The sequence below is a fragment of the Bradyrhizobium sp. Pa8 genome (assembly GCF_052588265.1).
Map to the genome: position 1 here is coordinate 2733171 of NZ_CP176767.1, position 25066 is coordinate 2758236.

24 protein-coding genes are annotated in these 25066 nt (G+C 63.9%); 16 read left to right on the plus strand and 8 right to left on the minus strand.

Translation table 11 applies throughout. The features are described 5' to 3' along the window. The 3 genes from ACKWRH_RS12410 to ACKWRH_RS12420 all read right to left on the minus strand — a co-directional run bounded on the left by ACKWRH_RS12410 (window position 1) and on the right by ACKWRH_RS12420 (window position 3142). Window positions 1-1002 (minus strand): TAXI family TRAP transporter solute-binding subunit, encoded by a 1002-nt coding sequence (locus ACKWRH_RS12410; RefSeq protein WP_445220755.1) that lies wholly within the window; start codon window positions 1000-1002, stop codon window positions 1-3. Window positions 1003-1374: 372 nt separating this feature from the next. Continuing rightward, window positions 1375-2205: a potassium channel family protein gene (locus tag ACKWRH_RS12415; protein WP_445220756.1), complete on the minus strand. Its 831-nt coding sequence runs from the start codon at window positions 2203-2205 to the stop codon at window positions 1375-1377. A gap of 31 nt (window positions 2206-2236) precedes the next feature. Further along, the gene (locus tag ACKWRH_RS12420) at window positions 2237-3142 is read right to left on the minus strand and encodes a transglutaminase family protein (RefSeq protein ID WP_445220757.1); all 906 of its coding nucleotides are present in this window, start codon (window positions 3140-3142) and stop codon (window positions 2237-2239) included. Between the two features lie 187 nt (window positions 3143-3329). Between ACKWRH_RS12420 and ACKWRH_RS12425 the strand changes: the two genes are divergently transcribed. Then, window positions 3330-3593 (plus strand): GlsB/YeaQ/YmgE family stress response membrane protein, encoded by a 264-nt coding sequence (locus ACKWRH_RS12425; RefSeq protein ID WP_445220758.1) that lies wholly within the window; start codon window positions 3330-3332, stop codon window positions 3591-3593. Window positions 3594-3861: 268 nt separating this feature from the next. After that, window positions 3862-4320 carry a MaoC/PaaZ C-terminal domain-containing protein gene (locus tag ACKWRH_RS12430; protein WP_445220759.1) on the plus strand — a complete coding sequence of 153 codons (459 nt, stop codon included), beginning with the start codon at window positions 3862-3864 and terminating at the stop codon, window positions 4318-4320. 17 nt (window positions 4321-4337) lie between these two features. Here the strand turns inward: ACKWRH_RS12430 and ACKWRH_RS12435 are convergent, their stop codons facing one another. Continuing rightward, window positions 4338-5021 carry a GntR family transcriptional regulator gene (locus ACKWRH_RS12435; RefSeq protein WP_445220760.1) on the minus strand — a complete coding sequence of 228 codons (684 nt, stop codon included), beginning with the start codon at window positions 5019-5021 and terminating at the stop codon, window positions 4338-4340. Window positions 5022-5195: 174 nt separating this feature from the next. On the opposite strand from ACKWRH_RS12435, the gene ACKWRH_RS12440 reads away from it, so the two are divergent. The 4 genes from ACKWRH_RS12440 to ACKWRH_RS12455 all read left to right on the plus strand — a co-directional run bounded on the left by ACKWRH_RS12440 (window position 5196) and on the right by ACKWRH_RS12455 (window position 10034). Further along, the gene (locus tag ACKWRH_RS12440; RefSeq protein WP_445220761.1) at window positions 5196-6902 is read left to right on the plus strand and encodes an IlvD/Edd family dehydratase; all 1707 of its coding nucleotides are present in this window, start codon (window positions 5196-5198) and stop codon (window positions 6900-6902) included. A gap of 61 nt (window positions 6903-6963) precedes the next feature. After that, the gene (locus tag ACKWRH_RS12445) at window positions 6964-7959 is read left to right on the plus strand and encodes a TRAP transporter substrate-binding protein (protein ID WP_445220762.1); all 996 of its coding nucleotides are present in this window, start codon (window positions 6964-6966) and stop codon (window positions 7957-7959) included. Window positions 7960-8118: 159 nt separating this feature from the next. Then, window positions 8119-8697, plus strand: coding sequence for a TRAP transporter small permease (locus ACKWRH_RS12450; RefSeq protein WP_445220763.1), 579 nt, complete (start codon window positions 8119-8121; stop codon window positions 8695-8697). After that, window positions 8694-10034: a TRAP transporter large permease gene (locus tag ACKWRH_RS12455; RefSeq protein WP_445220764.1), complete on the plus strand. Its 1341-nt coding sequence runs from the start codon at window positions 8694-8696 to the stop codon at window positions 10032-10034. Before ACKWRH_RS12450 ends, ACKWRH_RS12455 begins: the two co-directional genes overlap by 4 nt. Here the strand turns inward: ACKWRH_RS12455 and ACKWRH_RS12460 are convergent. Together ACKWRH_RS12460 and ACKWRH_RS12465 are read right to left on the minus strand one after the other, a co-directional pair. Next, window positions 10027-10602 (minus strand): histidine phosphatase family protein, encoded by a 576-nt coding sequence (locus tag ACKWRH_RS12460; protein ID WP_445220765.1) that lies wholly within the window; start codon window positions 10600-10602, stop codon window positions 10027-10029. The two genes, ACKWRH_RS12455 and ACKWRH_RS12460, sit on opposite strands and share 8 nt — an antisense overlap. Then, complete coding sequence (locus tag ACKWRH_RS12465) at window positions 10599-11393, minus strand: enoyl-CoA hydratase/isomerase family protein (RefSeq protein WP_445220766.1); 795 nt, start codon at window positions 11391-11393, stop codon at window positions 10599-10601. Before ACKWRH_RS12465 ends, ACKWRH_RS12460 begins: the two co-directional genes overlap by 4 nt. A 229-nt stretch (window positions 11394-11622) precedes the next feature. On the opposite strand from ACKWRH_RS12465, the gene ACKWRH_RS12470 reads away from it, so the two are divergent. Beyond that, the gene (locus ACKWRH_RS12470; RefSeq protein WP_445220767.1) at window positions 11623-12843 is read left to right on the plus strand and encodes an NAD(P)/FAD-dependent oxidoreductase; all 1221 of its coding nucleotides are present in this window, start codon (window positions 11623-11625) and stop codon (window positions 12841-12843) included. A 160-nt stretch (window positions 12844-13003) separates the two neighbouring features. Here ACKWRH_RS12470 and rbsK read toward each other — a convergent pair whose 3' ends face one another. Both rbsK and ACKWRH_RS12480 read right to left on the minus strand, forming a co-directional pair. Further along, window positions 13004-13909, minus strand: a complete 906-nt coding sequence (gene rbsK / locus ACKWRH_RS12475) for a ribokinase (RefSeq protein WP_445220768.1) — start codon at window positions 13907-13909, stop codon at window positions 13004-13006. A gap of 19 nt (window positions 13910-13928) precedes the next feature. Beyond that, the gene (locus ACKWRH_RS12480) at window positions 13929-14822 is read right to left on the minus strand and encodes a sugar kinase (protein ID WP_445220769.1); all 894 of its coding nucleotides are present in this window, start codon (window positions 14820-14822) and stop codon (window positions 13929-13931) included. Between the two features lie 208 nt (window positions 14823-15030). Between ACKWRH_RS12480 and ACKWRH_RS12485 the strand changes: the two genes are divergently transcribed. The 9 genes from ACKWRH_RS12485 to ACKWRH_RS12525 all read left to right on the plus strand — a co-directional run bounded on the left by ACKWRH_RS12485 (window position 15031) and on the right by ACKWRH_RS12525 (window position 24507). Then, the gene (locus ACKWRH_RS12485; RefSeq protein ID WP_445222384.1) at window positions 15031-15879 is read left to right on the plus strand and encodes a VOC family protein; all 849 of its coding nucleotides are present in this window, start codon (window positions 15031-15033) and stop codon (window positions 15877-15879) included. 119 nt (window positions 15880-15998) lie between these two features. After that, window positions 15999-16739, plus strand: a complete 741-nt coding sequence (locus tag ACKWRH_RS12490) for a TetR family transcriptional regulator (RefSeq protein WP_445220770.1) — start codon at window positions 15999-16001, stop codon at window positions 16737-16739. Window positions 16740-17060: 321 nt separating this feature from the next. Next, a complete protein-coding gene (locus ACKWRH_RS12495) occupies window positions 17061-17870 on the plus strand; it encodes an ABC transporter permease (RefSeq protein WP_071915912.1) in 810 nt (269 codons plus the stop codon). A 62-nt stretch (window positions 17871-17932) separates the two neighbouring features. Beyond that, entirely contained in the window at window positions 17933-18925 is a 993-nt protein-coding gene (locus ACKWRH_RS12500; RefSeq protein ID WP_445220771.1) for an ABC transporter substrate-binding protein, read from the plus strand. Beyond that, the gene (locus ACKWRH_RS12505) at window positions 18922-19770 is read left to right on the plus strand and encodes an ABC transporter ATP-binding protein (protein ID WP_028157076.1); all 849 of its coding nucleotides are present in this window, start codon (window positions 18922-18924) and stop codon (window positions 19768-19770) included. Before ACKWRH_RS12500 ends, ACKWRH_RS12505 begins: the two co-directional genes overlap by 4 nt. A gap of 5 nt (window positions 19771-19775) precedes the next feature. Beyond that, window positions 19776-21173: a hypothetical protein gene (locus ACKWRH_RS12510; protein ID WP_445220772.1), complete on the plus strand. Its 1398-nt coding sequence runs from the start codon at window positions 19776-19778 to the stop codon at window positions 21171-21173. Further along, a complete protein-coding gene (locus ACKWRH_RS12515; protein ID WP_445220773.1) occupies window positions 21170-22321 on the plus strand; it encodes a Gfo/Idh/MocA family protein in 1152 nt (383 codons plus the stop codon). Before ACKWRH_RS12510 ends, ACKWRH_RS12515 begins: the two co-directional genes overlap by 4 nt. Window positions 22322-22453: 132 nt before the next feature. After that, window positions 22454-23644 carry a dihydrodipicolinate synthase family protein gene (locus tag ACKWRH_RS12520; RefSeq protein WP_445220774.1) on the plus strand — a complete coding sequence of 397 codons (1191 nt, stop codon included), beginning with the start codon at window positions 22454-22456 and terminating at the stop codon, window positions 23642-23644. Next, window positions 23644-24507: a sugar phosphate isomerase/epimerase family protein gene (locus ACKWRH_RS12525; protein WP_445220775.1), complete on the plus strand. Its 864-nt coding sequence runs from the start codon at window positions 23644-23646 to the stop codon at window positions 24505-24507. Before ACKWRH_RS12520 ends, ACKWRH_RS12525 begins: the two co-directional genes overlap by 1 nt. Window positions 24508-25066: the final 559 nt, after the last annotated feature.

Sequence of the window (25066 nt, forward strand, 5' to 3'; positions counted from 1 at the left end):
TCACTTGGCCGGATTGCGTTCTCGCCAGCGCAGGAAGTCGCGGAACAATTCTTCGCGGTCTGGCGGATTGGCGGTTGGCTTTCCCTCGAGGAACCGGCCGAACGCCTTGCGAAGAGCGGCCTCGCCGCCGGACTGCTGCTGGAGCCAGCGCTCTGCCGGTCGGAATCGTCGCCATCCGGCGAGCTGCGCGGCTAGGTTCACCTCGCGCCACTTAGGGTGATGCGCGTCGCCGAGAAATTCGGGAAAGCGCGTGAACAATGTCTGGACGAATAACTCCAGCAACCGAAATCGCTCACTTCCGCTCGGCCAGTTGTAGGCGAAGAGAGCGGATTTGATCGCGATCGTGTCGACGCTTGCTTCGGCGGCGATGATATTCGGGTAGTCCTTATGGCGGAGTGTCGATGGCAGATAATCTTGTTCCAGCAGCTCTTTGAAGTAGGGGATGGGCAGGAAGTGAATACCATCGAGTTGCGAGACCTGCGCCAGGAAGCTGACCGGCTTTCCTGAGACCAACAGAGCGGCGGAGAGATCTCCTTTCCTCAGACCATCCAGCGCGGCCTCCGGTCCCAAGTTCGACTCGCTGATCTTGATGCCCAGGCGGCTCAACACTTCGCGGCCAAGCAAGGCAGCGGCGCTGCCGTCCTCGCCGAGATTGACCCTCTTTCCCGCCAGCTCCGCCAGGCTTGCGATCTCCGGCCGCGCGAGGAGATGGAACTCTTCGATATGGAGCGGGGCAATGTAGGTAAGCCTGTCAGAGATATCTCCGAAGGTCCTTGTCTCCCGGAGCCGGTCGACCAGGATAACAGGCGCGATCGCCACGTCGGCACCTGCGAGGGTGAGCACATCAAGGACGTTGCGGATACCGCCGTTTCCCACAATTGGCACGATCCGCAAAGCGACTTCGCCATGAGGGCCGGTCTCCTGGCCACTGGCCAGTGTGGTCGCAATGTCCTGAGCTATTGCGAATTCAGTGCATTGCGGCGTACCGGTTACGAATCCCATCGTAAATGGGTCCGCAGGTCGTCTCGTTTCCTTCCTGGGGGCGCTTTCCTTTCGCGGAGACGCTTTCCCGGCTTCACTCGGAGAAGCGGAAGGTTTCGTTTGTGCGAGGGACTCCTGGACCTGTCCGCCGAGCCAGGCCGCTGCAATCAATGCGATGAACAAACCGGCCCGCATCGCTCCGCAGACCCTCATTGTTCAAGCCCGCTCGGTCAGCCCTCCCTTGGGCGTGACATGCTCCGAGAAACGGCCACCCGCCGCGTCCGAAGGCTAATGCCTGGCCTTCCAACGCGCCCCGGGCAGCGGCGTTCCGTGATGGATGCCTGCAGAGCTGGGCCAGCCCCAGCCGTCGCGGCACTCGCGCCGGCTGGCAGCCTAGTCCATGCCTTCATCGGGAATGTTCAATACGGTGCCACAAGCTTTGCAATGCACCGCGTCGACATCGTGGCGCTGCAGGGCGCAAACCGGACAGGGGAAGCGTACCTTGGAGGGCGCGAGCAGTGCCTTGGCGAGATTCAGGAAAAGGGTCACGCCAAAGATCATGATGACGACGGTGATCAGGCGACCGACGGTCCCGGGCAAGGTGATGTCGCCGAAGCCGGTCGTGGTCAGCGCGGTGACCGTGAAGTAGAGCGCGTCGGCATAGTTGGTGATCTGATGATTGTGAGACTTCTGCGTCTCGTAGACGATCCCGGTCATCACGAAGATGAACACGCCGAGGTTCGCGACGGCAAAGACCACCTCCTCATTTCGCCGGAAGAAGGGGCTGTCGATCCGGAGCCGCGCCACCATTTGGTAGTCGCGCAGCAGTCGCAATGTTCGAAATGCGCGCAGGAAGCCGCCGGCCTCTCCGGCGAGCGGCGCAAGGAACGAAATGATGACGACGATGTCGGTCCAGGTCGAAAGTCGCGCCAGGTCATGCAGCGGTTGACGGCTGATGATCATCCGTGCGGCGAAATCCGCAAGGATCAGCACGCCGAACACGACATCGAGCGACTCGATGGCCCTGTTGCGAGGCAGGAACGAGGTCGCGATGATGAACAGAACCGTGACGATGTCCAGCGCGAGCAGGGCGTATCGGAATTTTATGCAGCCGAACGTGTCGCCTTCGTAAAGTTGCCGGATCCTGCCCTTCAGGGCCTCAAATGGGACGGCGACGGCGTCGAGCGGCCCGTGTCCCTTCGTACTGTTGCGATAAAATGCCATGGTCAGCGACCGCCGCGCCTATCTCGGTAGCCTACGCTTCCGAAGGATCGAGCATTTCGCCGATCTTGTTGACGGCGACATTGATCGACATGCCCAGATAGTCGCCGGGATCGCCGAACCACGAGCCAGCCAACGGCACGGCCTGGCCCGGATGCCGCGCAATGGCCACCGGAATGAGGTCGAAGCCGGCGCTCAAGCTGTTGGTTGGATCGTAATCCAGCCAGCCGGCGCCGGGCAGGAATACCTGCACCCATGCGTGGGTCGCGCCGGAGCCGGTCATGCCCACGGCGCCGCCATCGAGCGCCGCATCATAGAGATAGCCGCTGACGAAGCGAGCGGCAAAGCCGAGCCGGCGCAACGTCTCGATCATCAGCCAGGCGAAGTCCCGGCAGGTGCCCGATTTCGTTCGCAGCGTTTCGCCGGGTGACTGTGTGCCTTCGGCATCTCTGCCGCGATAGCTGAAGTCGCTGCGAAACTTGCCCAGCATTCGGCGCAGCACGTCGGCGGTCCGATCCTGATCGCCGGCAACGAAGCTCTTGGCCCACGCCGCATGGCTGCCGTCTGCATCGTCGGCGTGCGGGCGCAGGTAACCGGCAAGGTCGGTCCATTCGTCCGGGGTGTACTGCACGGGGACCTCCTCGGCCCGGGGCTCCAGCGGAAATGTCTCCAGGCCCTTGATGCCGAAATAGACGCCACGAACCCTAAACGTGAATGTCAGCTCGCTGCCGGGTTCGCTGAAGTCCATCACCGTGACGGCATTGGAGCGGGAGTCGGTGACCCAATGCACCTTTGACGGCAGGCTGGTAGCCGCGGACCAGCGAAGCAGCCGGGTCGAGGCGCCGCGCCGAGGCAGGAACATCGCCCGGTGCGTGCCGAACGTCACCGGCTTTGCATAGCGATAGGTCGTGGTGTGCATGATCTCGCCAATGATCGCCATGCATTGATCCGCTTCGCATTGCGGGGCTCGCTGAACGCCGTCCGCAAGAGAAAGAGCAGGCGCCAGCTTTCGGTTCGGCCGCTGCTGCCCATTGATCTAGATCAACGTCGTTCCCGAGATCGTCTGGCCCATCAAGCGATCACACCTTCAGACGTGGATGTGCAAACTCACCGAATGGAGCGATGGCATGGGCATCCTTTGGACGATCATCATCGGGTTTATCGTTGGAGTGGTCGCGAAGTTCATCATGCCGGGCGACAAATCCGAGCCCAGCGGGTTCATTCTGACGACGGTTCTGGGAATAGTCGGCGCGTTCGTTGCGACCTGGCTCGGCCAGGCCGTGGGATGGTATCGGTTCGGGGAGGGTGCGGGCTTCATCGGAAGTGTGGTCGGCGCGATCATCCTTCTCTTCCTGTACGGGCTTTTTGTCGGTCGTCAGGGGCGCGCATGACCGATCGAGAATGCCGCGTGGTGGCCGCAAGGAGAGAGCCACGATAAGCACGTAGGATGGGTAGAGCGAAGCGAAACCCATCGAGCTTCACGGCTGCAGGTGAACCCGAAAGAGAAAGACTGAGGCGATGGGTTTCACAAGAGCTCCACCCATCCTAAGGGGTTCATCTCACGTCCGACCAAAGCAAAGCGGAAGCGTCGATCCGCCGACTTTGAGCGGCGGGACGGCTAAGGTTTCATCACAACCAGTCGGTACTTGGGAGGCGTTGATGGTCATCCTGTATTTCGACGAGGCTGAGGTCGGTAAATTGCGGACGGCGGGCCCGTATCAGGTATCGAAGGACGAAATCATCGAATTTGCCAGGAAGTTCGACCCGCAGCCCTTTCATGTCGATGAGGAAGCTGCCGCGCGCTCGGTCTTTGCGGGGTTGACGGCATCAGGTGCTCACACCTTCGCGATCCTCATTTCATTGTTGAGCAAGACACAGCCCTTTTCGCTTCGCGTCCTGGCTGGGCTCGGGTTTGATGAACTCAGGTTGCCCGCGCCGGTGCGCCCGGGAGACGAGCTTGGTCTTGAGGTGACGATCCTGGAGAAGCGCGAAACCAAGTCGCATTCCGACAGGGGTGTCGTCCGCAACCAGATCCATCTCCGCAATCAAAAGCGTGAAATCGTGCTGCAATGCATCGGCACAGTCCTCGTCGCGCGCCGGCCGGTCGCGAGCTCCTGAGACGTCGAAGCGAGGCTCTACCGCTCGCTCTCCCCCGCAATCCTTGCCAGATAATCCGACTTGCTGAACTGCATGTGATCGACGCAAAGCTGCGCCAGTGCCCAGCTGTCGCGGCCCTTCAACAGCTCGATCATCAGCTCGTGCTGGCGCCGCGATTGCGCGAGACCATCGCGGTCGGCGAGGTTTTTGGCGCGCATCGGCAGCGTCAGGTTCATGTAGTCCTGGAGCGAGCGGACCAGATACGGATTGCCGCAGGCCGAGAACAGCGCGAGGTGGAAGGCATCGTTGGCCTCGTGGATGCCGCGCAGATCCTGCACATCGGCCCTCGCGCAATATTGCCGCTGCAGCGCGCTCAGCTTGTCGATCAGGCCTTGCGGCGCGGGCAGGGGGATCATCAGCGCGGCCTGTCGGGTCAGCATCTCGCGAACCTCGTAGATCTGCCGGACTTCTTCGGCCGAATAGAACCGCACGGTGGCGCCGACGTTCTTCTCGCGGCGGACGATGCCGCGACGCTCCGCATCCACCAGGGCCTGCCGCACGAAGTGCCGGGAGGTGCCGTAGCGCGACATCAGCGCGTCCTCGGTGAGGCGCGCGCCCGGTGGCAGGCGGCCGAAGATGATGTCCTCTTCCAGCCGCGCGACGACATCGTCCGGGTCGTCGCGCCGGACCGGCATGGCGTCTGCGGTGCGAATGTCGGACATGCCCTCAGCCTCCCGGCGCCTGGCCGGTCCGCCTTGTGGAGCAGGGAAGGGATGGATTGTCAATAATTCGTGCGGCAAGCGCCGCTAAGAGCCAGAAAGTGCGACGATATGGACCAATCTTATTGACAATCGAGGGGCAGGCTGTACCACAATGGCAACGTAAGGAGTGGCATGATGACGAGTGGTTTGCGCAAAGGGCTGACGAGCTATGGCGATGCCGGCTTCTCGCTGTTCCTGCGCAAGGCGTTCATCAAGGCCATGGGCTATTCCGACGACGCGCTGGAGCGCCCGATCGTCGGCATCACCAACACCTACAGCGACTACAATCCCTGCCACGGCAACGTCCCGCAGATCATCGAGGCGGCCAAGCGCGGCGTGATGCTGTCGGGCGCGATGCCGTTCGTGTTTCCGACCATTTCGATCGCCGAGAGCTTTGCGCATCCGACCTCGATGTATCTGCGCAACCTGATGGCGATGGACACCGAGGAGATGATCCGGGCCCAGCCGATGGATTCGGTGATCGTGATCGGCGGCTGCGACAAGACCCTCCCGGCGCAGGTCATGGCCGCGATCAGCGCCGATTTGCCGACTGTGGTCATTCCGGTCGGGCCGATGGTCGTCGGCCACCACAAAGGTGAGGTGTTAGGGGCCTGCACCGATTGCCGCCGTCTCTGGGGCAAGTATCGCGCCGGCGAAATGGACGATGCCGAGATCGAAGCGGTCAATGGCCGCCTCGCGCCGTCGGTCGGCACCTGCATGGTGATGGGCACGGCCTCGACCATGGCCTGCATGATTGAAGCCATGGGCCTCTCGCTGCCGATGAGCGCGACGATCCCGGCGCCGCATGCCGAACGTTTTCGCCTGGCCGAAGCGAGCGGCAGGGTTGCCGCCGAGATGGCCAAGACCAAGGGGCCCAAGCCGAGCGAATTGCTGACGCCGGCATCGTTCAGGAATGCGCAGGTCGTGCTCCAGGCGATCGGCGGTTCGACCAACGGCCTGATCCATTTGACGGCAATGGCGCACCGTTCGCCCCACCGCCTCGATCTCGAAGTGTTCGACCAGATCGGCCGCGAAGTGCCGGTGCTGGTCGATCTCAAGCCGTCGGGCGAGCACTACATGGAGCATTTCCACCACGCCGGCGGCGTGCCGAAATTGCTGGCGCAGCTCGGCGATCTCGTCGATCTCGACGCGAAGACCATCAGCGGCAAGACGCTGCGCGATGTCGTCGCGAATGCGGAGGACGTGCCGGGCCAGGACGCGATCCGACCGCGCGACAATCCGATCAAGAAGGAAGGCGGCCTTGCCGTTCTGCACGGCAACCTCGCGCCGCGCGGTGCCGTCATCAAGCAGTCGGCCGCGAGCCCCAAGCTGTTGCAGCACACCGGGCGCGCGGTGGTGTTCGAATCCGTCGAGGACATGACCTTGCGGGTCGACCATCCCGATCTCGACGTGAACTCCGACGACGTGCTGGTGCTGCGCAATGCCGGCCCCAAGGGCGCACCCGGCATGCCGGAGGCGGGTTATCTGCCGATCCCGAAGAAGCTCGCGCGCGGCGGCACCAAGGATATGGTGCGCATTTCAGATGCGCGCATGAGCGGCACCGCGTTCGGCACCATCGTGCTTCACATCACGCCGGAATCCGCCGTCGGCGGACCGCTCGCGCTGGTGAAGAACGGCGACATGATCCGGCTGGATGTTGCCAAGCGCAGCATCGAGCTGCTGGTCGATGCCGCCGAGCTGGAGCGTCGGCGCGCCGCATTGAAGCCGGCCGCAGCACCCGACGAGGCGCGGCGCGGCTACGCCTGGCTGTTCAACGAGACCATCATGCAGGCCGACGAGGGCTGCGACTTCGATTTCATGCAGAGGACTGGGAAGGGGTGACGAACCACCCGAACGACCGCTCAGACCGCACAAGCGGCGGGCGATAAAACAGGGGGAAACGATGATTGCACGATCCATGCGTGGGTTGGCGGCCATGGCCGCTGTACTTTTCGTCACCGGGGCCGGGGCACAGGAGGTGAAGCATTATCGCTTTGCCTACGATCAGCCGCGCAACACCGGCTATTCCATCGCGGGCGACCTCTTTGCCGACAAGCTCAAGGAATTGAGCAAGGGCACCATGATCATCGACCAGTATCCGGGCGCGCAGCTGGGTCAAGAGCCGCAATTGCTCCAGCTCGTGAAGGCCGGCGACATCGAATTCGCCATCATCTCCTCGGCCAACACCGCGACGATCTCGCCGCAGGCGGGTGTAATGTCGCTTCACTTCCTGTTCCGCGACGAGAACCATGTGATCAAGGGGCTGGCCGATCCCCGGGTGTTTGAAGCGCTCAAGACCCTGATCGACGAGACCACGCAGGGCCTGCACGTGATCGCGACGGGCTCGCAGGGCGTGCGCCACATGTACTCCAAGAAGGAGATCCACAATGTCGGCGACATCAAGGGGCTGAAGATCCGCGTCCAGGCGACCGCGACCGAGGACATGATGTTCCCGGCCTATGGCGCCCAGACCGTGCACATGCCGTTCGGCAGCGTCTACACCTCGCTGCAGACTGGCGTGGTCGAGGTCGCCGAGAACAGCATCAACGTCTATCTCGTCAACAAGCACTACGAGGTCGCCCCTGTCCTGAACATCACCGAGCACGAGGCCAACAACGCGCTGGTGTTCGTCTCCGACAAGCTCTGGCAGAGCCTGTCGGCCGAGCAGAAGGGCTGGGTGCAGTCCGCGGCCAATGAGGTCAGCACGAAAGAACCCGCGAAGGCGTTCGAGCTCGAGCGCAGCGCGGCCGAGAAGCTGAAGAAGATGGGCGTCAAGGTCGTCGACAATGTCGACAAGAAGAGCTTCACGGTGGTCGCCGATCCCTATCTCGACAAGCTCGCCAAGGATCTCGGCCCGCACGCCGAGAAGATCAAGAATTTGATCCGGTCGGTCAATTAGCCCCAATCGAAGCCGTCATGCCCGGGCAGAAGCGCGAAGCGCGCCGTCGCGCCAGATGTCCCGGGCATCCACGTTCTTTCTCCGGTGCGTCCAAGCGTGGATGGCCGGGACAAGCCCGGCCATGACGACGGCGGGTGTGGAATCGCGGAGCGGAAGTAAATGGCCATCGCCGACAAACTGCTGGTGCAACGGCAACGCCACCTCAAATGGCGCTGGCTCGACTGGCTCGAGCTTGCGCTGATGATCCTCTGCGGCGTGCTCTGCTTCGGCTTCTCGCTGTCGGTCACCGCCGACATCGTCACGCGCACCATCGGCCACCCCTGGCTGTGGCTTCAGGAAGTCACCTCGACGCTGTTCATCTATGCGATCTTCGTCGGGACCGCGGCCGCGACCCGACGCAACGATCACCTCTATCTCACGGCGATCTCCGAAGCGATGCACGGCACGGCGCGGCTGATCGTCGAGGTGATCATTCGTCTGGTCGTGCTCGGCGTCGCCTTCTGCCTGGTCTGGTACGGCTATCAGAATTATCTTCGCGGCTTCGGCAGTTTCCGCCTGCCGTCGGGCACCCCGATCGCCTCGCTCTATGCGATCATCCCGCTGTCCGGCGTGCTGATCGGCCTGTTCACCATCGAGCAGCTCGTCAACGGCTTGCGCAACGGCTTTGACCATCGCGAGCCTCCCGAAGAGGACGGAGCGCCCGTCATCACGGACGTGCAGATGAGGGCGCAGCCGTGAGCGCACCTGTTGTCCTGGCGTTGATGTCGATCTGCTTCCTGTCGTTCGGCTATCTCGGCGTGCCCGTGCCGTTCTCGCTGATGGCCGGCGTCTTCATCGGTGCGCTCCTGTCGGATGTCTCGCTGGCCGCAATCATCCAGAAGATCTTCGACGGCGTCGATTCCGAAGCGCTGCTCGCGATCCCGTTCTTCCTGCTGGTGGGCGAGCTCATGAGCTCGGCCAATGTGGTGGTACGGATCGCAAACCTGTCGGTGTCGCTGGTCGGGCACATCAGGGGCGGGCTATCGCAGGTCGTCGTTGTCTTCAGCATGTTCTTCTCGGAAATGTCGGGCTCGACCACCGCCGACGTCGCCGTGATGAGCCGTGCGCTGGGCGGCCCGATGAAGCGCGAGGGCTACGAGCCCGCCTTCATTGCGGCGATCATCGCGTCCGCCTCGACCATCGCCGCGCTGGTGCCGCCGAGCATCACGGCGGTGGTCTATGGCGCCGTCGGCAACGTCTCGATCGCCGGCCTGTTCATGGCGGGCGTCGTGCCCGGCCTGATGATCGGCTTCGGCCTGATGATCTACTGCTACTTCTTCGGCCCCTCCGGCCTGCGCAAGCCGCGCGCTCCGCTGCGGCAGGTGGTTTTCGCCGCGGGCGATGCGGCCTTGCCGCTGATGATTCCGGTCATTTTGCTCGGCGGCATCCTGACCGGCTGGTTCACGCCGACGGAAGCCGGCGTCGTCGCGGTCGTCTGGATTGTCGTCGTCGTGATCCCCGCGCTCAACCGCGGCCACATCAGGAAGATTCCTTACGATTTCTGTCTTGCCGGCCTGATCTTCTCGCTGCCGCTGATCACGATCGGCGCCGCCAACGCCTTCGGCTGGATGCTCGCTTACTTGCGCGGCGCCAGCTACATCGCCGACATGATCACCTCGATCGCCGGCAACGATCCGCATCTGATCATGCTGCTGATGGTGCTGCTCTTCACCGTGGTCGGTGACTTCATCGAGCCGGTGCCGACCATCATCATCTTCATGCCGCTGGTCAACGCGCTGACCGAGGCCGGCGACATCAACGCCGTGCACATGGGCGTGGTGCTGATCGCCACGCTCGCCTTCGGCTTGATCACGCCGCCATACGGGCTGGTGCTGCTGATGGCCTCGAAATTCGTCGGCATCAGTTTTGCCAAGGCCTTACGCGCCGCCTTGCCGATCTATGTGGTGTTCCTGGCCACGATCGCGTTTGCGATCTATTTCCCGAGCGTGGTGCTGTGGCTGCCGCAGCACGTGCTGCCGGAGTCGGTCGGATGCTTCAAGTCGCCGGCGGGGACAGGCTACATCTGTCCTAAGTGACGAGCTGCTCGACGCGCCATTGCTCGCCCTCGCGAAGATAGCGAAACGGCGTGCCGTGGCTGTTCTTGAAATAGCTGCCGCACAGCGATTTCGCCATTCCCTGCATCACCGCGTCGTGGCAGACGAACAGGATGTCGTCGTCGGGATGACGGTCGAGCCATGCGGAGACGCAAGCCAGCGACCGATCGGTCATGGCGTCCCAGTTTTCGCCGTCGGCGGGCAGGATCGAGACGAGGCCGGTCGCTGAGTTGACGCCGTGCTTGATCATGAGGTCGCGGACAGGGAGGCCCTCGAAGCTTCCGAAATCAAACTCGATGATGCCGTCGTCGATCGAGAGCGGCACCGAGATGGCGTCTGCGATGATCTCGGCCGTTCGTGCCGCGCGCACCAGCGGGCTCGCGACGATTCGGCTGATGCCGATACCGCGCAACATGTCCGCGGCCTCGTGCGCCTGCGCAAGGCCGTCCGCGTTCAGCGGGTTGTCGGTTCGTCCCTGAAACAGCCCCCGCCTATTCCAGTCGGTCGCGCCGTGGCGCAGGCCGCAGAACGAGCGTGCCGGCGCGCTCACTTGCCCTTGCTCGTGAATTTTTTCACGGCGACGCGGAAATCCTCCGTGTTCATCGCCATGATGATCTTGTGCTCCTCGGCATCGAGCTGCTGCTTCACCGGCGTGGTCGCGGCCTGGTAGACCAGCGACTTGGTGCCGGCGATCGCCGCCGGCGGATTCTGCGCCAGGCGCTCGGCGAGTTTTCGCGTGGCCGCCTTCAACTCCGCGGCGGGGACGACCTTCGCAACCAGGCCCCATTCATAGGCCTGCTGCGCGGTAAAATTGTCCTCCGACAGGAAGATCTGGAGCGCACGTCGCGATCCGACCGTACCGACGATCCCGACCGTCGAACCGCCGTCCGGCGACACCCCGATCTTGGCATAGGCCGGCGTGAACTTGGCATCCTCCGCGGCGATGCAGAGATCCGTGACGAAGGCGAGGCCCATGCCGGCGCCGGCCGCCGAGCCGTGCACGCTGGACAGCGAAATCTTCGGCATACGCCGGATGATCTCGATGAAGGCGTGATAATGCTTCAGCAGCTCGCCGACGACCGGCGTGACCGTTCCGGTTTCGGCCGCAGCGCCGATCGTCTGCAGATCGCCGCCGGCGGAGAAGGCGCGGCCTTCTCCTTCGAGCACGACGACCCTGATGTCGTCGGCGCCTTCGAGATAGGCCGCGAGCTGTTCGAGCTTCTGCGCGATCCCAAGGTTGACCGAGTTGAACGCGGCGGGGCGGTTGAGCGTGATGGTTGCGATCGGGCCGTCGATCCGCAGCAGGGCGGGATCATCGGGTTTGGAGACGGGAGCTGGCATCTGGAATATCCCCGGCATGAGGTGGTTGGTGGCGACTAAATCGCAGAAGGCGACGGGTGACAATCCCCGCATGCCGCTCTTGCGCAGGACGGAATGATGGGCTCAAATGGGGCCGCCTTCGTTTAGGAACGGACACGAGCGCCGGCTCCTCCTGGGCAAGCCAAGCCAATATCAGCGAGAGAGGAGACGACATGGGTGACGCTCGTGTCTCCGGAAATGGGCTGTTCCAATGACGGATGGTCCGGTGATCATTGTCGGTGCCGGTCATGGCGGCTATCAGGTCGCGGCATCCCTGCGCCAGGCGGGCTTTTCCGACCGCGTCTGCCTGATCAACGACGAGGCGCATCTGCCCTATCAGCGGCCGCCGCTGTCCAAGGCCTATATCAAGGGCTCGGCAGGGCCGGAGAGCCTGATGTTCCGGCCGGAGAAATTCTACCAGGATCAGAAGATTGAGCTGATCGCGGGCCGCGCGGTGTCGATCGATCGCGCCGGCCACAAGGTGCATCTCGCATCCGGCGAGACGCTGCCTTACGGCCACCTCGTGCTGGCCACGGGCGCGCGCAACCGCCTGCTTGATTTGCTGAATGCGAATTTGCCCGACGTGAAATATCTGCGCATCCTCGACGACAGCGAGGCGCTGCGAAAGATCATGCCGTCGAAGTCGCGTGTCGTGGTGATCGGCGCCGGCTTCATCGGCCTCGAATTCGCGGCCACCGCGCGGATCAAGGGCCTCGAGGTGGACGTGCTCGAACTCGCCCCGCGCGTGATGGCGCGCGCGGTGACGGCGGAGGTCTCGGAGTATTTTCAGGCGCGGCATCGCGAGGCCGGCATTCGCATTCACCTCGGTGTGCAGGCAACCTCGATCGAGGCTGAGGGCGGCAAGGTCACCGGCGTTTCCTTGAGCGACGGAAGGCATCTGCCGGCCGACCTCGTCGTGGTCGGTGTCGGCGTGCTGCCGAACATCGAGCTTGCGGCCGAGGCGGGGCTTCCTGTCGCCGCCGGCATCATCGTCGACGAATATCTCTCGACGTCCGATCCTGACATCTCCGCGATCGGCGACTGCGCGCTATTCGCCAGTCCGCGCTTTGGCGGGTCGCAGCGGCTGGAATCGGTGCAGAACGCCACCGATCACGCGCGCTGCCTCGCGGCGCGGCTGACCGGCGACCGCAAGGCCTACGACAGCCATCCCTGGTTCTGGAGCGACCAGGGCGACGACAAGCTCCAGATGGCGGGGCTGACCACCGGCTACGACCGCGTCGTGCTGCGCGGGGATCCCGCGAAGAAGGCGTTCTCGGCGTTCTGCTACAAGGGCGACAGACTGCTCGGCATCGAGTCGGTCAATCGTGCCGGCGACCACATGTTCGGCCGCCGCCTGTTCGGCCTGGAGCGCTCGATCACGCCGGAGCAGGCCGCGGATGAAGGCTTCGACCTGAAGAGCGCGCTGGCGTGAGTCTCTTCTCCCTCGCCCCGTTCTTACGGGGAGAGGGGCGGGGTGAGGGGCGCATACGGTGACAGTCGGGCTCGCGGAGACTCCCCCTCACCCGGATTGCATCTTCGATGCAATCCGACCTCTCCCCGCAAGCGGGGCGAGATGAAGAAAGCGCCGCGCTCTACAAGACCGCGGCGACTTCCGCGGCCGTCGGCATCGACGGCCCGGCGCCCATGCGCTGCACGCTGATTGAGGCGGCCGCGTTGGCGAAAGCGAGTGCGGCACGCAGGGACACGCCCTCCGCCAGTTGCGCCGCGAGTGCGCCGACGAAGCAATCGCCGGCGCCGGTGGTGTCGACCGCCTTCACCGCGCGGCCGGGCACCGCGCATTCCTCGCGGCCGGCGAGCGCGAGCACGCCCCGCTTGCCGAGCGTCACGCAGATGGTCTGGTCCTCGCGCGCCTGAAGTTGGCGCGCGACGTCGATGATTCTTGCGGCCTCGTCGCCGTCGGAGAGCTCCACGCCTGCGAGGAAGCCGAGCTCGGTCTCGTTCAGCACGAGGATGTCGACGAGCGCCAGCAGCTCGGCGGACATCTTTTGCGCGGGGGCCGGGTTGAGCAGCGTCGTGGCGCCGGCGCTACGGGCGCGCTGGAAGAAGGCGGCAATCGTCGGCAGCGGAATCTCGAACTGGCTGACGGCGACATCGCCCTTCGCCAGCGGAACGTCCGCGACATCGTCCGCGCTGACCAGCGCATTGCTGCCGGGGATGACGACGATGGTGTTGTCGGAGGCCGCCACCGTGATGATCGCGGTGCCGGTATGCGTGTCGGCGTCCCGAACTGAGCCGAGCTCGATGCCCTGCGCACCGAGGAACGTCCGCAACTCAGCGCCAAACGAATCCTTGCCAAGCCGGCCGATCAGCGTCGTCTTCGCACCGAGCCGTGACGCCGCGACGGCCTGGTTCGCGCCCTTGCCGCCGGGAAAATACAGCACCTGCCGGCCGGCGACGGTCTCGCCGACTTTGGGATGGCGATCGGCGGTCGCCACCACATCCATGTTGATGCTGCCGGCGATAAAGACGCGCCCCATGATATGCCCTTACAAAACCCTAGACCCTGACTTCGAACTCGTGCCTGACTTTGGCGATGTCCACAAGGGTCGGCAGCCCGGCCTCGTTGCCGAGCCGCTGGATCTTGAAGGTCGAGGCGGCGCGGGCAAAATCAAAATGCTCGCGCCAGCTTTTGCCGGGATGGGCGAGGTAGGAATAGACATAGGCGCCGTGGAAGACGTCGCCGGCGCCGTTGGTGTCGATCACGCGCTCGCGCGGGATCGGCATCGCCGGCATGACGTCGACCGCACCCGTTTCATTGTACCAGAGCAGGCCCTTCTCACCCATGGTGACGCCGCCGATCTTGCAGCCGCGGCTCTTGAGGTAGTCGAGCATCTTCTCGGGCGTCAGGTCCATCTGCTCACACAGGCGTTCGGCGACGATGGCGACGTCGATGAATGCGAGCAGCTCATGCGTGTTGGTGCGCAGGCCGCCGCCGTCGAGCGAGGTCAGGATGCCGGCCTCGCGACAGACCTTTGCATAGTGGATCGCGGCATCGGGTTGATGGCCGTCGATGTGCAGGGCGCGGCAGCCGCCGAGATTGAGCATCGGGAACGGATGGATGTGCTCGTCGTCGCGGCAGCGGACGATGGCGCGCTTGCCGTCCTTGGGCATGATGAAGGACAGCGAGGACTGATTGACCTTCCGCCCGTGCAGCGAGATCGCGTATTTCGCGCACATGTCCTGGAACATCCGCCCCAGCCAGTCATTGGCCGCCGTGGCGATGAGATCGGGCACGATGCCGAGCTTGGCGCAGCAGAACGCCGCCGTGACCGCGTTGCCGCCGAAGGAGACTGCGTAGTCGGTTGCCACGTGCTTTTCGTCGCCGGTCGGCATGTGGTCGGTGATGAAGACGACGTCGATATAGGTCTGACCGATAAAGAGAGCCTGCATTGGTTGTCCGTGATGCGCTGGGTGGTCCCGGCCGGCGGGCTTACTCTAACACCGGTTCCGCTCTGGGGACGCTGAAATTATTCGCAAATCTGCCGCCCGAGCGCTTGAGGTCGGCATGGGGCCGGAATACGACCATCACCGGTCCATGCCAAGCCCGGACAAACGCCGTCCTTCGAAATATGGTTCCAGGTCGATCAAAGGGGGAATGATGATCACCGGCCTCGATCACGTCGTCGCCCTGGTGAGGGATATCGGTGCGGCCAAGGCGGCGTATCAGACGCTGCTCGGGCGCGCGCCGGCCTGGCAGAACTCCGGCGAGGGCGCCGACCGCGTGCTGTTCACGCTTGCGAACATGACGATCGAGCTGATGGCGCCGAGCGGCTTTAACGTTGCGGCGGACCGGATCCGCGCGCTGCTCGACGACCGCGAGGGCGTGCTCGCCAGCCTGTGCTTTCGTGTCGCAGACATGGGCAAGATGCACCGGCGGCTGGAGCGGGTGGCCTTGAGGCCGGATCCGGTCGCCGAGGTCGAAAGCAACGACGTCGCGAGCGGCGCAATCCTGCACTGGAAACGCACGCGTGCCGCCACCGAATTGACGCGCGGCGTGCGCATGTTCTTCCTCGAACTCGCTGAGGAGCGGCCGCTGTCGGCTGCGACCGACATCGCGCCGATCGATGGGCTCGACCACGTCGTGATCACCACCGAGGATTCCGACCGGGCCGCCGCGCTCTATGGCGCGCGGCTCGGCCTTGATCTCGCACTGGACCGCTCGCACCAGGATTGGGGCCAGCTGATGTTCTTCCGCTGCGGTGATCTCATCGTCGAAGTGGTGCGCCGCCCCGTGGCGGGTGGGGATTCCCTGCATGATCGTCTCTGGGGCCTGAGCTGGCGGGTCGCCGACATCGACGCCACGCGCGCCCGCCTGATCGCCGCCGGCCTCGACGTCACCGAGGTGCGCAACGGCCGCAAGCCGGGCACGCGGATCATGACGGTGCGGAATGGCACCTGTGGGATCCAGACCGTGCTGCTGGAGCGCTCGCCGAAGCCGGCGGATTGAAGCTCCGCCCTCTCCACCCGTCATTGCGAGGAGCGAAGCGACGAAGCAATCCAGAGTCTTTCCGCAGAGGGACTCTGGATTGCTTCGCTGCGCTCGCAATGACGGCGGGCGCGTGGTACATGGCATACCGTAGCACCCAGCGAGCAACCGGTTTGGCGAAGGCAAAGCGAACTCTGAAATGGCAGCGCGACCCCGAGGGGATGCGGCTGCGCATTCTCGAGGCTGCCAAGCAGGAATTCTCCACCCACGGGCTCGCGGGCGCGCGTGTCGACCGCATCGCGGCGAAGGCCGGCGCCAACAAGCGCATGCTCTACTATCACGTCGGCAACAAGGACGAGCTCTATCTCGCGGTGCTCGAAGGCGCCTATGACAAGATCCGCAGCGAGGAGCGGGGGCTCGATCTCGAGCATCTCGATCCGCCCGAGGCGATCCGGCGGCTGATCGAGTTCACCTGGAACTACTTCCTGCGCAACCCGGAATTCCTGTCGCTGCTCCAGACCGAGAACCTCGCGCGCGCAAAGCACCTCAAGCGCTCGACCAAGGTCAAGTCGATGCATTCGCCCTTTGTCGCGATGATCCGCACCGTGGTGCTGCGCGGCGTCGACAGCGGCGACTTCCAGGTCGCGGTCGATCCGGTGCAGCTCTACATCTCCATCGCCGGGCTCTGCTTCTTCTATCTCTCCAATTCGGCCACGTTGAGCGTGATCTTCGGCCGCGATCTGCTGGCCAAGGACGCCAAGGACGAGCGGCTTTCGCACATGGTCGGCCTCGTGCTGGCCGCGCTGACGGGCCGATCGACCGCGCTGTTCGAGATCGCCAAGGCGCCGAAGTCGCACAGCGCGGTGGCGCAGACGGCGTAGCGGCCTGGTCCGCACGTTTGTGGACGGATCGTCCGCCGTTTCCTCAATCTCCGCAGTCATTGCCCGCGAAGGCGGGCAATCCAGTATTCCAGAGTCGGTTGAGATTGAACCGAGAAGCCGCGGCGTACTGGATTCCCCGCTTTCGCGGGGAATGACACCGAGGGTGAGGCGGTGTCGTGCCCCCGACGTAGCGCAGCAGCGTGTCCGGGACACGAGCGCAGGTGAGGAACCGGCACAAAACGTCACAGGGAAAGCTCTGGACAGTATTTATCCAACGAGTTAATTTCTCCCCCGAACGAAGAAGAATGCCGGGAGTGAGACGTGGCTGAGTTGAAGCCGCAAGGTGCGGTATCCAAGATGCTGAACGCGGCCTGGGTCCGGCCGTTCCTGTTCCTGGTCTTCATCGTCGTCGCCTGGGATCTTGCGATCCGCCTGTTCAAGATCCCCGCCTATCAGATCCCGGCGCCGGCCGATGTCGTCGCGGTGCTGCGCACCGAATGGCCGGAACTGCTGCGCCAGTCCTGGCCGACCACTTACGCCACCGTCTGCGGCTTCCTGCTGTCGGCGCTGTTCGGCATTCCCGTCGCCATGCTGATCGCGGGCTCGAAGACAGTGGAGAGCTACGTCTATCCGCTGCTGGTGTTCTCGCAATCCGTGCCGAAGATCGCGATCGCGCCGCTGTTCGTGGTCTGGTTTGGCTTCGGCATCATTCCCAAAGTGATTTCGGCGTTCCTGCTCGGCTTCTTCCCCGTGGTCGTTTCCGCCGTGCAGGGCTTCAAGTCCGTCGACCCTGATATGGTCGACCTCGCCCGCGCGATGCAGGGGAGCCGGTTCCGGGTTTTCCTCGCGGTGAACCTGCCGCATGCGCTGCCGGCCATCTTCTCCGGCCTCAAAGTGTCGGTGACGCTTGCCGTGGTCGGCGCCGTCGTCGGCGAGTTCGTCGGCTCCAATTCCGGCATCGGCTACGTGATGCAGCGCTCGATCGGAACCTTCGACCTGCCGACCATGTTCGCAGCGCTGGTGATCCTGGCGTTGCTCGGCGTGATCCTGTTCTGGATCGTGGACCGGATCGAGAAGCTCGTCATTCCCTGGCATGTCAGCCAGCGCGAAGACGTGATTTTCGCCTCGTAACAAGAACTAAGGCAACGAACGGCCATCAACGGCCGACGCAACAAGGGCAAGGGAGAGAAACGATGAAGCGGTGGATAGGAGCTGTCTCGGCTGCGCTGATGGTGTTCGCGGCGATGCCCGCGCAGGCAGCCGACAAGGTCGTGCTGATGCTGAACTGGTACGTCTATGGCGAGCACGCGCCGTTCTATTACGGCAAGGCCAAGGGCATCTATGCGGCCGAGGGCATCGACCTCGAGATCCAGGAAGGCCGCGGTTCGGCCGCGACCACGCAGGCCGTCGCCGCCAAGACCGCCGACTTCGGCTATGTCGATGTTCCCACCATGATGCGTGCCGCGATCAAGGGCGCGCCCGTCGTCGCGACCGGCGTGCTGCTCCAGACCAGTCCGATGTCCGCCATGGGTTTTGCCGACAAGAACATCAAGAAACCGGAAGACATCAAGGGCAAGACGGTGGCGATCACACCGGCGGACTCCATGACCCAGATCTGGCCGCTGTTCCTGAAGAAGACCGGCCTGAAGGAGAGTGATTTCCAGACGGTCGCCGGCGACGGCCAGACCAAGCTCAACGCCGTCATCAACGGCCAGGCCGATCTGCTGCTCGGTTACGTCATGGACCAGTCGATGAAGATCAAGGACGCCACCGGCAAGGACGTCTATCCGATCAAGTTCGCCGACTACGGCATCAACATGGTCTCCTCGGGCATCATCGCCAACTCCGACTATGTGAAGGCCAATGCCGACCTCGTCCGCCGCTTCATGTCGGCGACGACCAAGGCGGTCGAAGCCGCCGAGAAGGAACCGAAGGCGGCTGCACAATCGATCCTCGATGCCAACCCCAAGGGCGGCAAGATCGACACCCTGACGCAGGGCTTTGAGCTGACCATTCCGCTCTACCGGACCGCGGAGACCAAGAGCAAGCGGCCGTTCCAGGTCACCGACCAGAACATGACGGACTCCGTCAATCTGATGGTCGAATATGGCGGACTGGATGCCAAGGCCAAGGAGAATCCGAAGGCCTTCTACACCAACGATTATCTGCCGAAGAGCGGATCGTGAAGCAAGCCGCAGTCGTGAGCGAAACCGTGCAGCAGGCCGCGCATCTGAGACTGGTGAGCGACCGGGCTGCCGGCGATGCGTCGGGCATCAAACTGTCCGGCGTGTCGAAGACCTACCGGACGCGCGACGGCGACGTGCCGTCGCTGCGTCCGCTCGATTTCCACATCAACGACGGCGAGTTCTTCGTCGTGGTCGGCCCAAGCGGCTGCGGCAAGTCCACGCTGCTCAAACTGATCTCGGGGTTGCTGCCGCCGACATCAGGCGAAGTCCTGGTCGAGGGTGAGAAGGTCACGAAGCCGCACGGCAATGTCGGCATCGTGTTCCAGAACGCGCTGCTGCTGCCCTGGCGCAACATCCTCGCGAACGTGATGCTGCCGATCGACATGAAGCGGCTGCCACGACAACAATATCTCGATCGCGCCAAGGCGCTTCTGAAGCTGGTCGGCCTCGAAGGATTCGAGAAGAAGCTGCCCTGGCAGCTCTCGGGCGGCATGCAGCAGCGCGCCTCGATCTGTCGTGCGCTGGTGCACGATCCCAAGATTATGCTGATGGACGAGCCGTTCGGCGCGCTCGACGCGCTGACGCGCGAGCGCATGAATGTCGAGTTGATGCGGATCCAGCGCGAGACCAGGAAGACGGTGCTTCTGATCACGCATTCGATTCCGGAGGCCGTGTTCCTCGCCGACCGCGTGCTGGTCATGACCGAGCGGCCCGGCGCGATCGCGGCGATCTACGACGTGCCGCTGCCGCGCCCGCGTTCGCTCGATGTGATGGCCGATCCTGTCTTCACCGAGCTCGTGCAACGCATCCGCAAGCATTTCTTCTCGCAAGGGGCATTGGACTGACGACCATGGCGCCGCGCCTGAAGCTGCGAGACATCGCTTTCTTCGAACGTCCCGTTCATTTCGCGCGGCCGTTCCGCTTCGGCGCGATCACGATCAACGCGACGCCGCAGCTTTTCGTGCGGGTCGAGATCGAGGTCGAGGGCAGGGGGAATGCGGTCGGTGCCAGCGCCGAGCTGCTGGTGCCAAAATGGTTCGACAAGCGGCCGGAGCTGTCGCCGGCGCAGACGGCTGACGGCCTGCGGCGTTCGCTGGAGATTGCGCGGGGCCTTTATCTTGCGCGGACTGGATTTTTGACGGCATTCGATCTGCATGCCTCGTGCATCGGTGCCCAGGTCGCGACTTGTGCGAAAAAGAATATTCCAGCGCTTGCGGCGGCTTATGGCCCCGCGGAAATCGACAAGGCGATCCTCGACGCACTGCTGCGTGCCATGGATACCAACTTTTTCGACGGGATGGCCGGCAACCTTGCCGGCATCGATGCGCGGCTTTCGCCGGACCTCAAGGAAGCGGACCTCACGGCGTTTCTCGCCGGCCGGAAGCCGCTGCCGCGCGTTGCCATCAGGCATACCGTCGGCCTCGACGATACCGTCGAAGGCAAGGGCGGCGTGGCCGATGCACGCGAGAACGCCGGTGCCAATTACTTCAAGCTGAAGCTGTCGGGCGATCCCGCAGCCGATGCAGGACGGCTGGCGCGGATCGGCAAGGAGCTCGACACGCTCGGGCGCGACTACAAGGTGACGCTCGACGCGAACGAGCAGTACGCCGATCTTGCCGCACTACAGGCACTGATGGACCGGCTTGATCGTGATTCCGCGCTGCGCCCGATCGCCTCGCGCTTGCTCTATGTCGAACAGCCGATGCCGCGAGACATCACCCGGCAATCGCCGCTCGGCTCGCTCGCCGCGCACGGCTTCATCATCGACGAGGCCGACGATTCCTACGATGCCTTCCCGGCGGCGCGTGCGCTCGGCTATTGCGGCATTTCCTCGAAATCCTGCAAGGGCCTCTACAAGTCCATCGTCAACGCGACGCGCGCGGCGAAATGGACCGCGGGCGGCGCGCGGTTCTTCGTGACCGGAGAGGACCTGACCTGCCAGGCAGGCCTTGCCGTGCAGCAGGATCTCGCGCTCGGTGCCTTCATCGGCGTGACCCATGCCGAACGCAACGGCCACCACTATGTCGACGGCTTCGGCGAGACACCCGCCGCTGAAGCTGCGGCCTTCGCCGCGGCGCATCCCGATCTCTATGCCGATGCCGGGCAGGGCATCCGGCTCTCCAATCACGACGGCGATCTCCTGACGGGATCGCTCGCCACAACGGGCTTTGCGACGTCGGTCCATCCGGACTGGTCGGCGCTCGCCCCGCTCGAACAGCCAAAATCACTTCAGGAGCAATTGGCATGACCACCCAACGCCTCGGCCTCATCATGAACGGCGTCACCGGCCGCATGGGGCTCAACCAGCATCTGATCCGTTCAATCGTCGCGATCCGCGAGCAGGGCGGCGTTCGGCTGAGGAACGGCGACCGCGTGATGCCCGATCCGATCCTGGTCGGCCGCAGCGCCGACAAGGTCGAAGCCCTCGCCAAGCGCTATAACATCACGCGCTGGACCACCGACCTCGATGCGGCGCTCGCCGACAAGAACGACACCATGTTCTTCGACGCCGCGACCACGCAGGCGCGGCCCGGCCTTTTGACTCAGGCCATCAATGCCGGCAAGCACGTCTATTGCGAGAAGCCGATCGCGACGAATTTCGAGGAGGCGCTCGAGGTCGTCAAGCTCGCCAACGCCAAGGGCGTCAAGCATGGCACGGTGCAGGACAAGCTGTTCCTGCCCGGCCTGAAGAAGATCGCCTTCCTGCGCGATTCCGGCTTCTTCGGCCGCATCCTCTCGGTGCGCGGCGAATTCGGCTATTGGGTGTTCGAAGGCGGCTGGCAGGAGGCGCAGCGGCCGTCATGGAACTACCGCGACGAGGACGGCGGCGGCATCATCCTCGACATGGTCTGCCACTGGCGCTACGTGCTCGACAACCTCTTCGGCAACGTCCAGAGCGTGGTCTGCATCGGCAACACCGACATCCCCGAGCGTTTTGACGAGCAGGGCAAGAAGTACAAGGCGACCGCGGACGATTCCGCCTATGCGACCTTCCAGCTCGAGGGCGGCGTCATCGCCCACATCAACATGTCCTGGGTGACGCGCGTCTATCGCGACGACCTCGTCACCTTCCAGGTCGACGGCACGCACGGCTCGGCGGTCGCGGGCCTGTCGGATTGCATGATCCAGGCGCGGCAGGCGACGCCCCGGCCGGTGTGGAATCCGGACGAGAAGCGTCTGCACGATTTCTACGGCGACTGGCAGAAGCTGCCTGACAACGTCACCTACGACAACGGCTTCAAGGAGCAGTGGGAGATGTTCATCCGCCACGTCTACGAGGACGCGCCCTACAAGTTCACGTTGCTCGAAGGCGTCAAGGGCGTGCAGCTCGCCGAATGCGCGCTGAAGAGCTGGAAGGAGCGGCGCTGGATCGACGTCGCCCCGATCAAGGCCTGAGGTTGATTGGATAAGTCTCAATGTTGAGCCGTCATTGCGAGCGAAGCGAAGCAATCCAGACTACCTCCGCGGCAAGAGTCTGGATTGCTTCGTCGCTTCGCTCCTCGCAATGACGGGGAGAGGTCTGAAGTCATGAACAAGCCCGTCCTGCCGATGTCGTCATTGTCGCTCAAGCTGCCGAAGGCCGATCGCTCGATCGAGACCTACCGGCTTGCGGCCTCGCGCACGTTTCCCGCTAAACTCGAGGGACCGCTGAACCGCATCGCGTTCTCGGCCGTGCACACGGTTGTCGATCCCTTTGCGGACAACGATCCCTGGCTCTCGGCTGCCGTCGACTGGGACAAGACCATCGCCTTCCGCGAGCACGTCTGGGATCTCGGCCTCGGCGTGGCCGAAGCCATGGACACCGCGCAGCGCGGAATGGGGCTGGACTGGCCAACCTCGCTGGAGTTGATCACCCGCTCGGTCGGTGCCGCCAAGCGGCGCAACGCACTGGTGTTCTCCGGCGCGGGCACGGACCATCTCGCTGTCGAGGATGCGAAGAGCCTCGACGACGTCATCCGTGCCTATGAGGAGCAGCTCTCGGCCGTCGAGAAGGTCGGCGGCCGCATCATCCTGATGGCGTCGCGTGCTCTCGCAAAACTCGGCCGCAGCGCCGACGATTACGCCAAGGTCTATAACCGCGTGCTGTCGCAGGTCCGCGAGCCCGTGATCATCCACTGGCTCGGCGATATGTTCGATCCCGCTCTGACCGGATATTGGGGCACCAAGGACCTCGACAAGGCGATGGACGTTGCGGTGGCCATCATCAACAACAACGCGGCCAAGGTTGACGGCGTGAAAGTTTCGCTGCTCGACAAGCAGCGCGAGATCGACATGCGCAGGCGCCTGGACAAGCGCATCAAGATGTACACCGGCGACGATTTCAATTACGCGGAGCTGATCGCCGGCGACGAGCAGGGTTTTTCGCACGCGCTGCTCGGCATTTTTGATGCGATCGCGCCGGCGGCGTCCTACGCGCTGTCGCGGCTCGCGGCCGGCGACGAGGCCGGTTTCCACGACGTGCTGGGGCCGACCGTGCCGCTGTCACGTCACATCTTCAAGGCGCCGACGCGCTTCTACAAGACCGGCGTCGTGTTCATGGCCTATCTCAATGGCCACCAGGATCATTTCACCATGGTCGGGGGACAGGAGAGCGCGCGGTCGATGCTGCATCTGGCCGAGCTGTTCCGTCTTGCCGATCAGGCCGGCCTGCTCGCCAATCCGGAACTGGCGACACGGCGGATGAAGACCGTGCTGGCCTCGCACGGACTGGACTCCTGATGCGCGATTTCTCGTCCGACCATCGCTGGCTGTCACTCAACACGGCGACGGTCCGCAAGCAGGGTGACCTCGTCGAGATCATCGAGGCCTGTGCAAGGCATGGCATCCGCGCCATCGACCCCTGGCGCGACCAGGTCGCTTCCGTCGGTCTGGATCGCGCCGCGCGCGCGGTGCGCGATGCCGGCCTCGGGCTGTCGGGCTATTGCCGTGGCGGCATGTTCACCTCGGACGCATCGCGTCGCGGCGAAGTTCGCGACGACAACCGCCGCTGCGTCGACGAAGCCAAGGCGCTGGGCGCGCCCTGCATCGTTCTCGTCGTTGGCGGCCTCCCGCAATATTCGCGGCCGGGCAGCGAGGCGTCCAAGGATATCGTCGCAGCGCGCGGTCAGGTCGAGGAGGCTCTGGCCGAGATGCTCGACTATGCCAAACAGGCAAAGCTGCCGCTGGCGATCGAGCCCTTGCATCCGGCTTATGCAGCCGACCGCGCTTGCGTGAACACGACGAAACAGGCGCTCGACATCTGCGATCGGCTCGACCCCGGCCGCAGCGGCATGCTCGGCGTCGCGCTCGACGTCTATCACATCTGGTGGGATCCGGAACTGATGGCCCAGATCGCGCGTGCCGGCGAGGATCGCCTGCTCGCGTTCCATGTCTGCGACTGGCTGGTGCCGACCAGGGACATCCTCAACGACCGCGGCATGATGGGCGACGGCGTCATCGGCATCAAATCGGTGCGCGCCGCGGTTGAGGCGCAGGGCTATGCCGGCTTTTCAGAGATCGAGATCTTCTCCAACGACTGGTGGAACAAGCCGATGGACGAGGTGCTGCGCACGTGCATCGAACGGCACAGGACGGTGGTGTAGCTCCCACGCGCGCTGTCCCCGCGGGCTTGCGACTTGTTGCCGCGTGTTGACGCGCGCCTTCCGCTCGACGGCACCGAAGCGGCGGGCTTGAGCGATTCAGCGAGCCGGTTGGAGTACCACCAACGAGAGGTGGACAGCCATCAGCTTTCAGGCAGAATGATATCATCCCGATGCCGCAGCCTCGCCACAGTCTGCGCCAGATCGGATGCGGTAATCAGTGGCATCAACGATCGGCAGGCACGGCGGATGTACCCACGCCTGATGATCTTGGATGGCCCCGACGTGCAATCGTCGGGGCCATTGTTGTGATCGGCGTGCCGGAGGGCCCCGGCGTGATCCAGTCCCGGCCCGTTCCATTGCGGCGATAAGGAAAGACCGCCCGAAGGCGGTCTTGCAGTCCAATGTGCCGGGCCAAAATAGTTTCGGGATCAAACCTTGTCCGGCCCGGTCTGATCGCCAGCTAACCACTATCCCGGGAGGGCCGCTCACAATTATGATTTCAGTCCTGAAATGGAATGCGCCTGCGACTTAGGACCCCGTCGTCCGACACGAGTCTTGT

Bases quoted from the DNA above. Each gene is read 5' to 3' on its own strand.
- ACKWRH_RS12465 (WP_445220766.1), bottom strand. From the start codon at position 11,393: ATGCCAGCTCCCGTCTCCAAACCCGATGATCCCGCCCTGCTGCGGATC.
- ACKWRH_RS12525 (WP_445220775.1), top strand. From the start codon at position 23,644: ATGCGCGATTTCTCGTCCGACCATCGCTGGCTGTCACTCAACACGGCG.
- ACKWRH_RS12435 (WP_445220760.1), bottom strand. From the start codon at position 5,021: ATGTCCGACATTCGCACCGCAGACGCCATGCCGGTCCGGCGCGACGAC.
- ACKWRH_RS12515 (WP_445220773.1), top strand. From the start codon at position 21,170: ATGACCACCCAACGCCTCGGCCTCATCATGAACGGCGTCACCGGCCGC.
- ACKWRH_RS12410 (WP_445220755.1), bottom strand. From the start codon at position 1,002: ATGGGATTCGTAACCGGTACGCCGCAATGCACTGAATTCGCAATAGCT.
- ACKWRH_RS12490 (WP_445220770.1), top strand. From the start codon at position 15,999: ATGGCATACCGTAGCACCCAGCGAGCAACCGGTTTGGCGAAGGCAAAG.
- rbsK (WP_445220768.1), bottom strand. From the start codon at position 13,909: ATGGGGCGCGTCTTTATCGCCGGCAGCATCAACATGGATGTGGTGGCG.
- ACKWRH_RS12430 (WP_445220759.1), top strand. From the start codon at position 3,862: ATGGTCATCCTGTATTTCGACGAGGCTGAGGTCGGTAAATTGCGGACG.
- ACKWRH_RS12415 (WP_445220756.1), bottom strand. From the start codon at position 2,205: ATGGCATTTTATCGCAACAGTACGAAGGGACACGGGCCGCTCGACGCC.
- ACKWRH_RS12450 (WP_445220763.1), top strand. From the start codon at position 8,119: ATGGCCATCGCCGACAAACTGCTGGTGCAACGGCAACGCCACCTCAAA.
- ACKWRH_RS12425 (WP_445220758.1), top strand. From the start codon at position 3,330: ATGGGCATCCTTTGGACGATCATCATCGGGTTTATCGTTGGAGTGGTC.
- ACKWRH_RS12500 (WP_445220771.1), top strand. From the start codon at position 17,933: ATGAAGCGGTGGATAGGAGCTGTCTCGGCTGCGCTGATGGTGTTCGCG.
- ACKWRH_RS12440 (WP_445220761.1), top strand. From the start codon at position 5,196: ATGACGAGTGGTTTGCGCAAAGGGCTGACGAGCTATGGCGATGCCGGC.
- ACKWRH_RS12445 (WP_445220762.1), top strand. From the start codon at position 6,964: ATGATTGCACGATCCATGCGTGGGTTGGCGGCCATGGCCGCTGTACTT.
- ACKWRH_RS12510 (WP_445220772.1), top strand. From the start codon at position 19,776: ATGGCGCCGCGCCTGAAGCTGCGAGACATCGCTTTCTTCGAACGTCCC.
- ACKWRH_RS12520 (WP_445220774.1), top strand. From the start codon at position 22,454: ATGAACAAGCCCGTCCTGCCGATGTCGTCATTGTCGCTCAAGCTGCCG.
- ACKWRH_RS12470 (WP_445220767.1), top strand. From the start codon at position 11,623: ATGACGGATGGTCCGGTGATCATTGTCGGTGCCGGTCATGGCGGCTAT.
- ACKWRH_RS12420 (WP_445220757.1), bottom strand. From the start codon at position 3,142: ATGGCGATCATTGGCGAGATCATGCACACCACGACCTATCGCTATGCA.
- ACKWRH_RS12485 (WP_445222384.1), top strand. From the start codon at position 15,031: ATGATCACCGGCCTCGATCACGTCGTCGCCCTGGTGAGGGATATCGGT.
- ACKWRH_RS12480 (WP_445220769.1), bottom strand. From the start codon at position 14,822: ATGCAGGCTCTCTTTATCGGTCAGACCTATATCGACGTCGTCTTCATC.